This is a genomic window from Thermoactinomyces intermedius (assembly GCF_013912365.1).
Taxonomy (GTDB): domain Bacteria; phylum Bacillota; class Bacilli; order Thermoactinomycetales; family Thermoactinomycetaceae; genus Thermoactinomyces; species Thermoactinomyces intermedius.
The window spans coordinates 1-13,988 of record NZ_JACETT010000053.1 but is presented as its reverse complement, the minus strand read 5'-3'; the positions used below and the strand labels follow the sequence as shown (position 1 = coordinate 13,988).

At 49.0% G+C, this 13,988-nt stretch carries 16 protein-coding genes and 1 pseudogene; 8 read left to right on the top strand and 9 right to left on the bottom strand.

Features of this window, described 5'->3' with window-relative positions; all coding sequences use genetic code 11:
• Window positions 1-232: fluoride efflux transporter FluC (locus tag H1R82_RS12385; protein ID WP_181821673.1), on the bottom strand; the 232-nt coding region annotated here is incomplete at its 3' end.
• A 59-nt stretch (window positions 233-291) separates the two neighbouring features.
• Complete coding sequence (gene gerPC, locus H1R82_RS12380) at window positions 292-609, bottom strand: spore germination protein GerPC (protein WP_232334023.1); 318 nt, start codon at window positions 607-609, stop codon at window positions 292-294.
• A gap of 146 nt (window positions 610-755) precedes the next feature.
• Here gerPC and H1R82_RS12375 point away from each other — a divergent pair, with 146 nt between their 5' ends.
• The 3 genes from H1R82_RS12375 to H1R82_RS12365 are packed head-to-tail and all read left to right on the top strand — an operon-like array spanning window position 756 to window position 1,574.
• Window positions 756-1,163: an Hsp20/alpha crystallin family protein gene (locus H1R82_RS12375; RefSeq protein WP_181732794.1), complete on the top strand. Its 408-nt coding sequence runs from the start codon at window positions 756-758 to the stop codon at window positions 1,161-1,163.
• 20 nt (window positions 1,164-1,183) lie between these two features.
• On the top strand, window positions 1,184-1,390 hold the full coding sequence (locus tag H1R82_RS12370; protein ID WP_082240704.1) for a spore germination protein: 207 nt from the start codon (window positions 1,184-1,186) through the stop codon (window positions 1,388-1,390).
• On the top strand, window positions 1,314-1,574 hold the full coding sequence (locus tag H1R82_RS12365; protein ID WP_181732849.1) for a hypothetical protein: 261 nt from the start codon (window positions 1,314-1,316) through the stop codon (window positions 1,572-1,574). Before H1R82_RS12370 ends, H1R82_RS12365 begins: the two co-directional genes overlap by 77 nt.
• Before the next feature lie 121 nt (window positions 1,575-1,695).
• On the opposite strand, the gene manA is transcribed toward H1R82_RS12365, so the two are convergent.
• From manA to H1R82_RS12345, 3 genes and pseudogenes are all read right to left on the bottom strand, one after another.
• Entirely contained in the window at window positions 1,696-2,655 is a 960-nt protein-coding gene (manA, locus tag H1R82_RS12360) for a mannose-6-phosphate isomerase, class I (RefSeq protein ID WP_181732793.1), read from the bottom strand.
• A gap of 66 nt (window positions 2,656-2,721) precedes the next feature.
• A pseudogene (locus H1R82_RS12350) lies at window positions 2,722-4,639 on the bottom strand (fructose-specific PTS transporter subunit EIIC).
• A gap of 18 nt (window positions 4,640-4,657) precedes the next feature.
• Window positions 4,658-6,547 (bottom strand): BglG family transcription antiterminator, encoded by a 1,890-nt coding sequence (locus H1R82_RS12345; protein ID WP_181732790.1) that lies wholly within the window; start codon window positions 6,545-6,547, stop codon window positions 4,658-4,660.
• 187 nt (window positions 6,548-6,734) lie between these two features.
• On the opposite strand from H1R82_RS12345, the gene bcp reads away from it, so the two are divergent.
• The 3 genes from bcp (at window position 6,735) to nth (ending at window position 8,744) form a co-directional block, all read left to right on the top strand.
• Window positions 6,735-7,199 (top strand): thioredoxin-dependent thiol peroxidase, encoded by a 465-nt coding sequence (gene bcp / locus H1R82_RS12340; protein ID WP_309544832.1) that lies wholly within the window; start codon window positions 6,735-6,737, stop codon window positions 7,197-7,199.
• A 92-nt stretch (window positions 7,200-7,291) separates the two neighbouring features.
• The gene (locus H1R82_RS12335) at window positions 7,292-8,062 is read left to right on the top strand and encodes a class I SAM-dependent methyltransferase (protein ID WP_181732789.1); all 771 of its coding nucleotides are present in this window, start codon (window positions 7,292-7,294) and stop codon (window positions 8,060-8,062) included.
• Window positions 8,063-8,081: 19 nt separating this feature from the next.
• Window positions 8,082-8,744: an endonuclease III gene (nth, locus tag H1R82_RS12330; RefSeq protein ID WP_181732788.1), complete on the top strand. Its 663-nt coding sequence runs from the start codon at window positions 8,082-8,084 to the stop codon at window positions 8,742-8,744.
• A 63-nt stretch (window positions 8,745-8,807) separates the two neighbouring features.
• On the opposite strand, the gene H1R82_RS12325 is transcribed toward nth, so the two are convergent.
• A complete protein-coding gene (locus tag H1R82_RS12325) occupies window positions 8,808-9,179 on the bottom strand; it encodes a DUF4383 domain-containing protein (protein WP_181732787.1) in 372 nt (123 codons plus the stop codon).
• Window positions 9,180-9,409: 230 nt separating this feature from the next.
• On the opposite strand from H1R82_RS12325, the gene H1R82_RS12320 reads away from it, so the two are divergent.
• Window positions 9,410-9,847 (top strand): Fur family transcriptional regulator, encoded by a 438-nt coding sequence (locus H1R82_RS12320; RefSeq protein ID WP_181732786.1) that lies wholly within the window; start codon window positions 9,410-9,412, stop codon window positions 9,845-9,847.
• A gap of 31 nt (window positions 9,848-9,878) precedes the next feature.
• Here H1R82_RS12320 and H1R82_RS12315 read toward each other — a convergent pair whose 3' ends face one another.
• From H1R82_RS12315 to H1R82_RS12305, 3 genes are all read right to left on the bottom strand, one after another.
• Window positions 9,879-11,315 carry an AMP-binding protein gene (locus H1R82_RS12315; RefSeq protein ID WP_181732785.1) on the bottom strand — a complete coding sequence of 479 codons (1,437 nt, stop codon included), beginning with the start codon at window positions 11,313-11,315 and terminating at the stop codon, window positions 9,879-9,881.
• 165 nt (window positions 11,316-11,480) lie between these two features.
• The gene (locus H1R82_RS12310; RefSeq protein ID WP_309544831.1) at window positions 11,481-11,939 is read right to left on the bottom strand and encodes a thiol-disulfide oxidoreductase DCC family protein; all 459 of its coding nucleotides are present in this window, start codon (window positions 11,937-11,939) and stop codon (window positions 11,481-11,483) included.
• Window positions 11,936-12,277 (bottom strand): DUF2614 family zinc ribbon-containing protein, encoded by a 342-nt coding sequence (locus tag H1R82_RS12305; protein ID WP_181732784.1) that lies wholly within the window; start codon window positions 12,275-12,277, stop codon window positions 11,936-11,938. The genes H1R82_RS12310 and H1R82_RS12305 overlap by 4 nt, the downstream gene beginning before the upstream one ends.
• Window positions 12,278-12,398: 121 nt before the next feature.
• On the opposite strand from H1R82_RS12305, the gene H1R82_RS12300 reads away from it, so the two are divergent.
• Window positions 12,399-13,877: an MDR family MFS transporter gene (locus H1R82_RS12300; RefSeq protein ID WP_181732783.1), complete on the top strand. Its 1,479-nt coding sequence runs from the start codon at window positions 12,399-12,401 to the stop codon at window positions 13,875-13,877.
• Window positions 13,878-13,988: the final 111 nt, after the last annotated feature.

Below are 13,988 nucleotides of genomic sequence, written 5' to 3'. Positions count from 1 at the left end.
GCGTGGAGAAAGTGGTGTATGCCCCCAAAAGTCCGGGTCCCAATCCTTTTTGCCAAACCGGAGAAAAGGAGATTTTTCTTTGTTCATTCAACCAGGCCAACCCGAGACAGCCTGTCCAATTGGCCATCAGGGTTCCGAACGGAAAAACGGGGTCATTGAAAGCCTGCGCCACTCCAAAGCGGAGCAAGGTTCCGACGGCACCGCCGATCCCGACGGCAATGATCATTCTCATACCGGCAGCTCCTTGTCTTTTTGGTTTAAGATTAGATCAAATTTTAACGGCCGGCAACATTACGAAGAAGATTCCGCCGGTTCTTGTTTATCTTCTTCGTCTTCCACCACGATTTGGGAAGAGTGGTTGTCTACCATTTTTTCAATGATTTCCCCCACCCCGACATCTTCCCCGTTGGCGGTCAGTCCGATATTTAAAGTCCCGCTTAACGTTTCGACATGCAATTCGTGGATTTTATATTCGATTTTTTCGATGTGCACGGGTTTCAGTTGTTCTATGGCCTCTTTCAGTTGGCGGTTTTCTTGTTGCAGGCGCCGGATTTCTTGTTCCAAATATTTTAGCCGTTGATCCATCCAATCAAGAGGATGCTGGTACATGCAAACCATTCCCCCGGATTCTTTTTATCCTGGTTCCATTATATGATGAGGGTCTATGGATTCATGCCCTCCTTGTGACAAGACGGGCCCGCATCGAATAAAATATGGGCATCATACCAATGTACCGGCAAAAGGAGAGATGATGGTTGAAAAATACTTTCCGCAAAATGCCCTGGCATGAGCTGGCCCGTCAATTTTTGGGGGAGGACTTTTTTGAAGACATGCAAACGGCGGCCCGTCAAGATGAACCGGCAGCCGATGTTTATCACGGGGAAAATGAAGTGATTGTGGTGGTCAATTTGCCCGGACTGGAAAACGTTCGTGCTTTAGATTTGAAATTGGAAGGAAACAATTTGATTATTAAAGGGGATTACCCGTCTCCGTATGAGGGGTATCAAACCATCTTCTCGGAAAGAAAAAAAGGCATGTTTCAAAAGGTGATTCCTTTACAGGCATCGGTATCCAAAAGATATACGCATGCCAGATACCGCCGGGGGGTTTTGGAAATCCGTTTTCCGAAGAAGCCAAGGCAAAACCGATCCCTGCAAATATGACACCATGAGGAGGGGAAAGCGTGGGGACCATCAATAACATTCTGAACATCAAAATCAACAATATAAGTAACTCAGGTTCAGTCAATTTTGGAAACACGATCAATGTGGGGAATGACAGTTTGACCAAATCGTTGGGAGGATCTTCACCGATTGGCGATTTTCCCAAGAATTTGGATTTTGAGCGGAATGTATATTTTGATCCCGATCAATTTGATCAAAACGATTGAGGTGGTTTTCTTGTTGAAAGTGTGTATTCAATCCATTCGGATTTATACGGTGGGAGATGCCGGATCGTTTAACGTGGGAACAACGTTAAATATCATTTCAAAAAAGGGAGGAGGGGAAGAAGCTCCGCAACAGGTAGAAACGCCCACACCGGAGCCGACACCTCCGACCACCATGTCTGCTTGAAACACGGTTTGGCATTTGTCCCGTTTACGGGCCGTCGGGATGAAAAGCATTCTTTCGGGGGGGCTGGAACCACCGGACGAATCCCGGTCGGACAAGCAAGAGGGAACCGGTCCATTTTTCCTCAGGCAGAAGGGGGTTGGGACACCATCAGCGTGAATTGTCCGGATAATTGGAATTCTCCTGTCAAAAAGGGCAGGATGAAATGGTCTCCTTTTTGAAAGGAGGCGGTTCGCCGGTTGATTCGGATTTGTCCCCGACCGCCGATGACACTCACCAGAAGGAAATTTTCAATGGTCGGTATCCGAACTGTTCCGTCGATTTCCCATTTTTCCACCGTAAACCACGGGCACTTAAGAAAGGTGGTAAACACAGCATTTTTTTGTTGGATGATTTGCGGCACAACCGGTTCCGGACGGTGAGGAACCCGGATGACATCCAAGGCTTTGTCAAGATGCAGTTCCCGCTTTTGCCCGTTTTGGTCCACCCGGTCGTAATCATAAAGCCGATAGGTGACATCAGAACTTTGTTGGGTTTCCAAAACAAGAATGCCGGCCCCCAAAGCATGGACGGTTCCGCTGGGGATATAGAAAAAATCGCCCGGTTTGACCGGAATGCGCTGCAAAAGATCTTCCCACCGGTTTTCCCTGATCATGGTTTGTAATTCATCTTTGCTCTTGGCTTGATGCCCCAGGATGATTTCGGCTCCCGGCTCGCAATCGAGGATGTACCAACACTCGGTTTTCCCGTGTTCTTCGTCTTCATGGACGCGGGCATAGGTTTCATCCGGATGCACTTGCACCGACAGATCGGAAGAAGCATCGATCAATTTGGTCAATAAAGGAAACGTTTTTTCCTTGCGGTCCCCAAAAAGCTCTTGGTGATTTTCCCACAGTTCCTGAAGGTTTTTGCCTTGATAAGGTCCGTTTTTTACAAGGCACCGGCCATGAGGATGGGCGGAAATGGCCCAGCATTCCCCGGTTTTTTCAAAAGGGACCGGATAATGAAATTGTTCTTGCAAACGGCGGCCGCCCCAAAGGCGTTCCTGAAAGACGGGTTTTAGAAACAGGGGTTCCAAAGACATCGGTGATGCTCCTTTCAACACAAAATCGGGGTTTTCCGGGAAACCGGCCGTTTCCCGGAAGAAAAATCAGTTTGGTTGGGTCAGCAGTTGAAAAACTTCGGCCGCGCTCCGGGAGTTTGCAAGCTGTTCGCGGAATGCGGAATCGATGAAACGCGCAGCCAGCATTTGCAGGATTTTTAAGTGTTCGTTGCCTGCCTGGTTTTCCGGAACGGCAATCATAAAAATCCATTGCACTGGTTCGTTGCCTTCCTCATCCCAGTTCATGCCGGAAGCTGTTTTCCCGCACGCAATGGAAGGCGTCCGGACCGCGGATGATTTTCCGTGCGGGATGGCGATGCCAAAACCGATTCCGGTGTGATGTTGTTTTTCCCGTTGGATGATTTCGTGGTAGAAAGCTTGACGGTCTAGGAGGACACCGTTTTCGTCGAGCAAATGCACCATTTCACGGATCACTTCATCTTTGGTCGCACCTTGAAGGTTCAGGTTGATGTGTTCGGGTTTGATCAAATCGCGGATGTCCACTAAAAGATTCCTCCTTTTCTCACGAATCGTTTTGGACCGGTTTTTTCAAAAAGTTTACGCTGAAGGCGGTGACGAGCGTTCCGCAAAGGATCGCCAGCAAAAAGACGGGAACGTTGCCGATGGCTTGAAAGAGGATCATGACCGGGCCGCCGTGCGGGACATTGTCACTGACTTGTCCGAGCATCGCGATGGCGGAAGCCACCATGGATCCGGCCATGATGCATGGAATCACCCGTAAAGGATCACGCGAGGCAAAAGGAATGGCTCCTTCGGTAATCCCCACCAATCCCATGGCGATGGCGGCTTTTCCGGCATCCAGTTCTTCCGGCTCATACTTCTTCTGATTGATCAACGTGGCCAACCCCATTCCGAGCGGAGGGGTGCAAATGCCTGCGGCCAGCGAGCCCATGATATACGGGTTTCCTTCGCCGATCATGGCGGCGCCGAACAAAAAGGCGACTTTGTTGACGGCCCCTCCCATGTCAAAGGCCACCATGGCTCCCAAGATCAACCCCAGAATCAATTTGCTGGTTCCTTCCATTTCGCTTAAGAAATGAGTCAGGCTTTCCATCAACATGGAGATCGGAGTTCCGACGACATAAATAAAAATCAGTGCAACGAGTAAAGAAGTAAAAAGCGGGATCACCAGAATCGGCATAATGGGCTGAAGCATTTTGGGAACCGGCAGTTGTTTGATCCCTTTGGCGATGTAACCGGCCAAAAATCCGGCAAGAATCCCCCCGATAAAACCGGCTCCGGCTTCACTGTTGTAAAAATGGCCGTTGGCCGCGATGTAACCGCCGATCATTCCGGGTGCAAGTCCGGGTCTGTCTGCAATACTCATGGCAATGAAACCGGCCAATATGGGGACCATGAACATAAAACCGGTCGTACCGACTTCATTGACCTTTTTCCAAATCGAATGTTCAGGGATCACAAACCCGTCCGGTGTGGGAACCCCTCCCAATCCGAGGGAAAGAGCGATCAACAATCCCCCTATCACGACAAACGGAATCATGTAAGAAACGCCGTTCATCAAATCGCGGTAAACGTACTTTTTAATTTTGGATTCGCTCGCGGCGGCCCCGCTTTTGGTGGTTTGGTTTTCGGAATCATCCGCCTTTTCCGGTTGTTTTTGTGCTTTGCTTTCGTAGACGGGAACCTCTCCGTCCAGAAAGCGTTGGAAAAGTTCATCCGTTTTGTGGATGGCATCCTGAACGGAAACCATCAAAACCCGCTTTCCGTGAAATCTTCCTGGTTCGACATCTTTGTCGGCCGCGATGATAATCCCGTCGGCGGCCTCAATCTCTGCTTGGGTCAATGCATTTTCAACCCCGATTGATCCCCTGGTTTCCACTTTGATGTCGATTCCTTTTTCGGTCGCCGCTTGTTTTAATTTTTCAGCTGCGATATATGTATGGGCAATGCCCGTCGGACAAGCGGTGACGGCAAGCAATTTCATCGCAAGAAACCCCCTTTTTCATCCGGATGTCATGATCAATTCATATAAATCCGCCGGATGGTCGGTCAGTTCGACCAGCTCTTTGTAAAAGTGCTCGGCCATTTCTTTGTCCGTCCATTTGATCGCCGGGATGATCACAAAAGATACCGGGTTTCCATCCCATGAAACCGGAGTCGGCAAATGGGCGACAGCAACCGCCGATTTCACTATTTGATCCATCAACCCGTGCGGTGTGGCGATGCCCCCGCCAATATAGGTACCGGCTAACGCTTCACGCCGGATGGCGCTGGAAACATAGCCGGGTTCGACATACCCCTGCCGCACCAATTGTTGCCCCAGCTGTTGGATGACTTCTTCTTTGCCGGAGGCTTTCAGATCCCGGAACACAAGCGAAGATCCAAGCCATGATTTGATCACCGGAAAAGCTTCTTTCCCGTCAAAGGGAAGCCTCTTCCTTTTGATAAAATCCGCAAGCTTTTCCCGGTCTTGTTCCGAAAATAACGGGGAGATGCAAATGGACGGAACGGTTGGATGTTCCAAGGGAACGGTACTGACCAACAGATCCGGACGGCAAGCGGCGATGCCCTGATCCAGTTTGGATTCCGGCAGGGTGGCTGCCAACTGCAACTCGGGAAAAGTACGTGTGATTTTGGCGGCGAGCAATTGGGATGTCCCCATGCCCGTGGTACAAACCAAAAGGATTTTAACCGGGCGGGATTGATTTTTCCGCCGTTCCAAAGACGCTTGAAAATGAAGGGTGAGATAACCAATCTCATCTTCCGGGAAGGAAAAAGGCATGTCCATTTTTTCTTTCAACCAAGTGCAGGCAAAAACCAAGGTTTCAAATGTATAACGATAGAGCCGTTTGATTTCCTGCAGCATGGGATTGGGTGAATGCAATTGATGTTTCAGCCGGATCACGGCGGTGTGAAAATGGATTGCCAAACCCGTGAACAGTTCTTCATCCCGGGTGAACGGGAAATGGGTGATGGCTTCCATTTTTTTGATCAGCTGCCGGGCCCAGGTGATGGCTTCCCGGTCCAATGGAGAAACCGTGTTGTAAAACGGGGAGCGGTAATGGATATTGGCGCTCAGCAAATACAGCGTGATGTATGCGATTTCATGTTCCGGCAGCTGAAAGGCCAATTTTTGCCCGAGTTCGGCAGCATATTGCCCGATCCAAACGTACTCTTTCCTTTTTTTCAATGAAGAATGCTCCCGGTCGTCCAAACGGACCACATGGCCTGCTTTGCACCGCTTGATTGCAATGACAAGATGAATGATCAGGCGGGACAATGATTCGTCTGAAAAGGAATACCCCATGGCTTCTTCAAAGCGGCGGATCATATCGGAAACAATCAAGGTTTCCTGTTGAAAACGCCGGTCCCGGGAGAGAGGAAACTTGCTTATTACACGGGCCAACAATTCCCGGCATTTTTTCTCCTCCCCCCGGATGCTAAAACGGGAAGGGGAGATTCGGACCAGACGGAGTTGAAAGGATTGCAAATGTTTGCCGATTTCAGCCAGATCGTGATGAATGGTTGCTTTGCTGACATAAAATCGCCGGGCCCATTCCGCGGGGGTGGGAGACTTCTTGCTGAAAAAGAAGTCCAACAACATTTCATTTCTTCTGACCGCCGGTTCCGTTCCGGTTGGAAAACGGGCGGAACGGACAGCCAGATGTTCCAGTTTTTCTTTCTCTTTTTCGCTGGCATGTAGGAAGATCCCGACCCCCGGCCGGCGGCAAATCTCGGCGTCGGACCGGGATGACAGCCAGCCATCCAGTTGTTTCAAGTCATTGCGGATGGTTTTTTCAGAGACCTTCAGCTCCCGGGCCAGTTCTTTGGTTGTAACCGGTTTCTTTTCTCGGAGCAATTGCAGCAAAAGCTGTTTTCTTCGCTTGATCATCCATGGTCACCACCGTGATGGTTGTGAAGCGATACAAGTTATATTTTTATTATAAATGTAATCTTGTTTGGGTATGATAAAATCATTTCCGCAACCTTATGGTAAGGGCTGAACGTTTCATCTCCTTTTGAGAAGTGTTAAAATATGTTTACCGTTTTCGGAAGCATTCAGGAGGTGGATTCCTTTGATCAAAGAAGGAGATCAAGCCATTGACTTTACGCTTGAAGCCACAAACGGGGAAACCGTGTCTTTATCTGATTTCAAAGGCAAAAATGTGGTTCTGTTTTTTTACCCCAAGGATCAGACACCGGGCTGTACCAGAGAAGCTTGCGACTTTCGGGATGCCTATCAGGAATTTTCGGACCTCAACACCGTGATTTTGGGAATCAGCAAAGATTCCATTGCTTCCCACCAAAAGTTCATTGAAAAGCAGAATCTGCCTTTCCTTTTGCTGAGTGACCCGGAGGGAGAGGTTTGTGAAAAATACGGAGTGATCAAAGATAAAAACATGTTTGGAAGAAAGTACAAGGGGATTGAACGTTCCACATTTGTGATCGATAAAGATGGGAAGATTGCCAAAGCTTACCGGAAAGTGAAAGTTGCGGATCATGTGCAGGAAGTTCTGCAGTTTGTCAAAGAAAACTTACAGTAGGACGGGAAGAAGGGTTTCCCGGCGAAACCCTTCGGACTGCTCCTGTCAAATGGTTTCACTGATTTTTGCCGTTTTACGGACGGAGGTGGAACATGGATTTTTATACATATGATTTGCCGGACTATTATGACTGGACCTCAACGGGGCTGGATCATGACATCACTTATTACACGGAACTGGCCAAACAACAGGGTGGTCCGGTTTTGGAATTGGGCTGCGGAACCGGCCGGTGCACCCTTGCGATTGCGAGGGAAGGCATCCCTGTCGTCGGATTGGATTTGAGCGAACCGATGTTAAAAAGGGCCGAAAAAAAGGCCAAAGAGATGAATTTGGACGGGAACATCGAGTGGGTTCACGGCAATATGGCGGACTTCCGTCTGGACCGGAAGTTTCCCCTGATCATCATTCCTTACCGGTCTTTTTTGCATCTGTTGACGGTGCGGGATCAGGTCAATACGTTGAAATGCATTCGGCAGCATTTGACGGATGACGGGGTTTTGGCCTTTAATGTTTTTGTCCCGTTCATTAAACATTTATATGAAATGGACAATCAGTATGCCTACAGAGGAACGTTTCCTGTCCCGGGGACGGAAGAAACGGTTGAGCTTTATGACTTTACCGAATTTGATCATTTTTCCCAGCTGGCTCATGTCATTCGCTATTTTGAGCACTACAGCCCGTCCGGCCGGCTCAAGGAGCGGATCCGGACCACCTTTCGCTTAAGGTACATTTATCCGTCGGAACTGAATCATTTGCTCACTTTCTGCGGATTTAAAGTGATCCGTCGGTACGGGAACTTTCGTTATCAGCCTTTTGACAACCGGAGCCGGGAATTGATCATCGAAGCAGTCAAACGCAAATAGACAAGAAAGAGGGAGTGTTTTGAAACCGAAACCCAAACGAGTCCAAACAGGGAAGATTCTGGAGCTTTTGGAGCAGATGTATCCGGACGCTCATTGTGAACTTCATTTCAAGAATCCATTCGAACTTTTGATTGCCACGATTTTGTCTGCACAATCCACGGACAAACAAGTGAATAAAATCACCAAACCCCTGTTTGCCAAGTTTCCGACCCCGCAAGATTTTTTAACATTGACCGAGGAAGAGTTGGCTGAACACATTCGCGGGATCGGGCTGTTCCGGAATAAAAGCAAAAATATCCTGCAAACTTGCAGGATTTTGGTTGAAGAATATGAAGGGGAAGTCCCGCAACAGAGAGAGAAGCTGGAAGCTTTGCCGGGGGTTGGCCGCAAAACGGCCAATGTGGTGCTTTCCAATGCTTTTGGGGTCCCGGCCTTGGCTGTGGACACTCATGTGCACCGGGTGGCCAATCGCTTGGCTTTGGCAGACAGCAAGACCCCGCTTGAAACCGAGCGCCAATTAACGCGGAAAATTCCCCGCAACCTGTGGAGTGATACCCATCACCGCCTGATCTGGCACGGTCGTCGTTGTTGCACGGCCCGGAATCCGAAATGTGATCTCTGTGATTTGCTTCCTTATTGCTGGTATGGAAAAAACCGCGGGGATATTTCGGAAAAGAAATGACCCTGATATAAAAAAACAGGCATGAATTGCCACCGGCCGGGCATCATGCCTTTGGTGAAAGGTTCAAGTGTTTGCTTGTTCCTTTTTTTCTTGTTTTTGGCTGATCCGCTCGTGGACAAAGCCCAGGTAAAGAGCTCCACAAGCGACGATGAAATTAAAGATTTCGGTGGTAAGAGTGATGTTTACAAGGCCGAAGAGCTGGTTGCTGAATAAACCGTAAACGGCCAGCAAACCATAAAGGATACCAAAGACTCTCATGGCAAGCCGGTCCCAATTTTCTTTCAGGCTCGCCCCCAAATAGATCAGACCGCTCACCAAGTGAATGAGATTGTGCGTGAGCGTCAATTGGAGGGACTCATTGGATGACAGGAAGAAACCGGCAATCCCGATCAGTGTGAGAACTCCTCCGTAAATTTGCGACCACAATTTCAACATGGAATTCACTCACTTTCTTTTTTTGTTTTTTTATGGATATATATGATCTTTTTTTCCGGAACATGCCCGTTTGGGGGGGAGAATGTGAACCGGCGGGGGATGCAAGGGAAAGTGCGGGGCGCTGAAACCGCATTGACAAGAAGGCAAAACAAGAAGTAGACTAATTATATATATTATTAAATTAGAATCGTTCCTTTTTTGCTGCGAACATATTAGAGAGGTGGAAATAGATGAGTAACAGCCGACTAGAAAAGGCTGTTGAAACCCTGAAAGAAAATGGTGTGCGCATGACGCCGCAACGGCATGCGATTCTCAATTACCTTTATTCAACCATGGGACATCCAACAGCTGATGAGATTTACAAGTCATTGGAAGGCACTTTTCCCAATATGAGTGTTGCCACGGTTTATAATAATTTGCGGTTGTTTAAAGATGCCGGCTTGGTTCGTGAATTGACGTACGGAGATTCTTCCAGCCGTTTTGATGCCAATATGGTGGATCATTATCATGTGATTTGCCGGAAATGCGGGAAAATCACGGATTTTGACCACATGCCTCTGCTTGAGATTGAAAAAAAAGCGGCGGAAATCACGAACTATCAGGTTCATACCCACCGCTTGGAAATATACGGAATTTGTCCGGATTGCCAAGTGAAATCGAAACAGTAAAAAACCCTGCCCCGTATGGAAGCAGGGTTTTTTAGGGGCTGAAGCCGGCCATTGGCTCTTTGTGGACGGCAGTCGGCAGAACGGCTTTTTGGGGGTCCAGTTCCACCTTGCGGCGAAGGTTGTGCAACGTGCCGTCGGCATCCATTTCCGCGTGATCCCCGGTGCTGATCCAGCCGTTGGTATATACGTTGGTGTCTGATAAGGGGATCTTGTAATAGCCCGAGATGACTTGCGGGATTTTAATCATCAACTCCCCGTCGGCTTGAATGCGGAGTTCGATTCCCGGAAGCGGTTTCCCCGCCGTTTTCGGTTGCGGGCAGGACAGGTTGGTTGCGGAAATGACCGAAGCGCATTCGGTCAGGTAATACGATTCCACCACCGGCAGATTGATGCACCAAAAAAAGCGATGGACTTTTTCATTCAAGGGTGCCCCTCCGGAGAGAATAAACCGGACCCGTCCGCCCAATTGCTTTTGAAGGGGCGCAAACAAGAGGGTTTGCGACAGGGATTGATGCAGTTGCAAAGAGGATGGGACAGACCAGTTGTATCCTTTTCTTTTCAATCCGTATATTTTTTCTGCTTGACGAAGGGCGTGTTGAAATAAAAATTTTTTGGCCGGGGACGATTGGATTTGTTTATTCAAATACTCATAGATGGTATGCACCAAAACCGGCGACAAAGAGAACAGCGTCGGTTTGATCCGTTTGCTGGCTTTCACCCAGTTGGCATCCCTGGCAATGTAAGTGATCTCCGCCCCTGTTGCCAGCGGGGCCAGGTAGCCGGCAATCCGCTCAAAAGGATGGGACAGGTTTAACACCGACAGCAGACGGTCGTGTTTTGTATAAGGAATCACGTACAGAAAGCTCTGGAGATTGTTCAGAATATTCCCGTGTGAAAGCAGAACCCCTTTTTCGGTTTTCGTCTTGTCATTCGGGTAATAAATGACCGCGACATCCAAAGGCTGGATGGAGGGATAGGCCCATTCCTGCTCTTCGTTTGCAATCGACTGGCCGATCTGGATGATGGTTTCAAATTGCAAAGCCCCGAGAGATCCATCGGCTTTTCCGTTTAACAAGATGGAATGTTGCAGCAGGTCGGATGCACCTTTTACCTTTTCCAGCAATTCATACCGATCCGTAATGATCCCAGTCACATCGGCGTGTCTCAAAATCTTGCGGATCTGATCAGGATGCCGGTTGGGGTGAATCGGCACGCTTGTGGCTCCCAGGCTTAAAACGGCAAATTCACTGATCACCCAGCGGGGGTGATTTTCTGCAATGACGGCAATCTTTGCGCCGGGTCGGATTCCGATTTTCTCCAAACCGAATGCAAAATCCCGGATCATGTTCCAAAGGCGTTGATAGCTCAATTTATGTAACTCATCATTTTCTTCCCAAGAGAGTGCCGTTCGTTCCGGAAACCGTTTGACGGTTCGCGACAGCATTTCCAGAAGATTGTGTGATTTCACGCGTTTTGCCTCCTTTTCTTTCCATACATAGTCCGGATCGGATGCATATCATCGGAGGACTTCACGCATAGTTGTTCGAGAAAACTCGGGAGAATCCTTTTTTTGTAAGAAAAAAGAAAAAAAACCAACCGGTCATTGGTTGGGATGGGCATAAAATATGGCGGTTCAGAAAGAATCTTCTTTTTTTAAAAGGTGTTTCAACCACCTTTTTTGTTGTTCCGGGGTGGGGACCGGACAAGTTTGCTTTCTCCGGTTCCAGCGGTGGCGGTTTTTTGCCGCGAACCGGTAGACCGCATCGCGCAAGGGGCGTGGAATGAGGAAAAACAGTCTGGTGAAGACTGAAAAACGGGTCAATCTCTGCAATATGCGAAGAACCGCCGTGGACCGGGTGAAATAACGCCCTTGTTCAATGAGAATGACCGAGTCAAGCGTAGAAAAAGGGACTCCAAAGCGTTGGGAAAGCCATTCGCTTTCTTCGGATTTCAAGGAGGCAAACCGAAAATAACCTTGGGAATCCCGTTGGATGATCCACCGCACCCATCCGTTACAGAGGGAGCAGTCCCCGTCAAACAAAATGATCCCGTGATGCCTCAGGGAGGACGGAAGAAGGTTTTTATGGTTCACTTTTCCATGCTCCCGTCGGGGGATCCGGAAAGTGCTTCCACCGGAGCATCTTTCGGATCGAGGGACAAGATGGCTTTACAGTGCATGCATTCGTCTTTTTTTCCCAAAATTTTGGTCGGTTTGTTGCAGGAAGGGCAAACGACCTGCACCGAGTGTGTGGAAAGAATGCCGACCCAAAAGTAGATCCCCACACTGGCCAAAACGAAAATCATACCGAGGACAAAAAACAAAACCATCAGGCTTTGAAAGAAGAAACCCAGGTACATGACCCCGACTCCGGCAAAGATCAAGAGCATGGCAAAAGTGCGGATTTTATTCAGTTTCCCGGACAGCAGCATGATGCTCCTCCTTCAAGTTGAAATCAGCTCGATTTTATCATGAACCGATTTTTAGTACAATGGAACAGCGGTTGATGGGACCGGCGGAACAATGATTGCATGAAATGTGAGGGTGACGGATATGTCAGACAGAAAAAAAGTGACCGTGGCCATGTTGATTGCCACGTTTTTGTCAGCGATTGAAGTGACGGTTGTCAGTACGGCGATCCCACGGATTGCCAGCGATTTGGGGGGACTTCAATATATCAGCTGGGTGTTTGCCGCCTATTTGCTGGCATCCACGGTGACCATCCCGATCTTCGGGAAGCTCGCAGATCTGTTCGGGCGCAAACGGATTTTTATGTTCGGGGGAATTGTGTTTTTGATCGGTTCCATGCTGTCGGGGATCGCCGGCTCCATGACCGGGTTGATCTGGTTTAGGGCGGTGCAGGGTATCGGGGCCGGTGCACTGAACCCGACCACGTTTACCATTATCGGGGACCTTTACCCGTACGAGCAGCGGGCCCGAGTGCAAGGCTTATTCAGTTCGGTTTGGGGATTGGCCGGGTTGGTCGGCCCTTTGATCGGCGGCTTTTTGGTTGATTATATTTCCTGGCGGTGGATTTTTTACATCAATTTGCCTTTCGGATTGCTTGCCATGTTGATGGTGATGCTGTTTTTAAAGGAAGAAGGGGAAATCAAGGAAAAGCCGGAAGTGGATTATCCGGGCGCTTTTACTTTTTTCATTGCCGTCACTTCTTTGTTGTTTGTGCTCTCGGTCGGAGGAACGGAAGTCTCCTGGAAAACACCTTATTTGCAGGGGCTTGCGGCTTTGGGGGTCGTCGGTTTCATCCTGTTTTTTTGGATTGAAACCAAGGCTCGCGAACCGATGCTTCCGCTCCGCTTGTTTCAAATCCCGTCCATTCTGGTGGCGAATGTCATTTCCTTTTTGGCCAGTTCGATTTTGATTGCTTTAAATGTATATACGCCTTTATGGGTGCAAGGGGTGATCGGTTACGGAGCCGCCGGATCGGGAATGGTGTTGTTGCCCATGTCGCTTGCCTGGATGTCGGGGGCGTTTGTCGGCGGGCGGTTGATGTTGAAAACGGGCCCGCGCCTGACCGCGTTTTTCGGCATGATGTTTATATTGGCGGGATGTCTGGCTTTGGGCAACATTGATATTCACACCCCGGGTTGGATCTTGCCGGTTGTCATGTTGGCAAACGGATTCGGCTTCGGCTTTGTGATGACCGTTTGCACGGTGATTGTCCAATCCTCTGTAAAATGGAACCTGCGGGCAACGGCCACCGCCTCCAACACTTTTTTGCGCTCCCTTGGACAAACAGTGGGGGTCACGGTGTTTGGAGCGCTGTTTAACCTGTCATTGCAAAATCAAAAAATGCAGATCCCGGCTTCAGAAATCAACCGCCTGCTGGATGCACACCGTTTGTCCGCGGTCCCGGAAGGGCTTTTGTCGGGGTTGCGCGAAACCTTGGCACTGGGCATGCACCATATTTTTTTAATTTTAATTGGAATTGCGGTGATCAATCTGGGATTGACGCTTGCTTTGCCGGCCGGAAAGCCGGATGTTCAAGCAAGGACGGTGAGCGATCAGGCATAGGAGGAGGCGACGGCCTCCTTCTTCTGTTAATCAGGAATAAAATTTTTAAAAAAAGGTGTTGACTTGTGTTGGGGAAGATGATAATATCATATTTGTCGCCGCGAGAGAGCG

Excerpts from the sequence above, each read along its gene's own strand:
- gerPC (WP_232334023.1), bottom strand. The coding sequence starts at position 609 with ATGTACCAGCATCCTCTTGATTGGATGGATCAACGGCTAAAATATTTG.
- manA (WP_181732793.1), bottom strand. The coding sequence starts at position 2,655 with ATGTCTTTGGAACCCCTGTTTCTAAAACCCGTCTTTCAGGAACGCCTT.
- H1R82_RS12345 (WP_181732790.1), bottom strand. The coding sequence starts at position 6,547 with ATGATCAAGCGAAGAAAACAGCTTTTGCTGCAATTGCTCCGAGAAAAG.
- H1R82_RS12335 (WP_181732789.1), top strand. The coding sequence starts at position 7,292 with ATGGATTTTTATACATATGATTTGCCGGACTATTATGACTGGACCTCA.
- H1R82_RS12325 (WP_181732787.1), bottom strand. The coding sequence starts at position 9,179 with ATGTTGAAATTGTGGTCGCAAATTTACGGAGGAGTTCTCACACTGATC.
- H1R82_RS12320 (WP_181732786.1), top strand. The coding sequence starts at position 9,410 with ATGAGTAACAGCCGACTAGAAAAGGCTGTTGAAACCCTGAAAGAAAAT.
- H1R82_RS12305 (WP_181732784.1), bottom strand. The coding sequence starts at position 12,277 with ATGCTGCTGTCCGGGAAACTGAATAAAATCCGCACTTTTGCCATGCTC.
- H1R82_RS12300 (WP_181732783.1), top strand. The coding sequence starts at position 12,399 with ATGTCAGACAGAAAAAAAGTGACCGTGGCCATGTTGATTGCCACGTTT.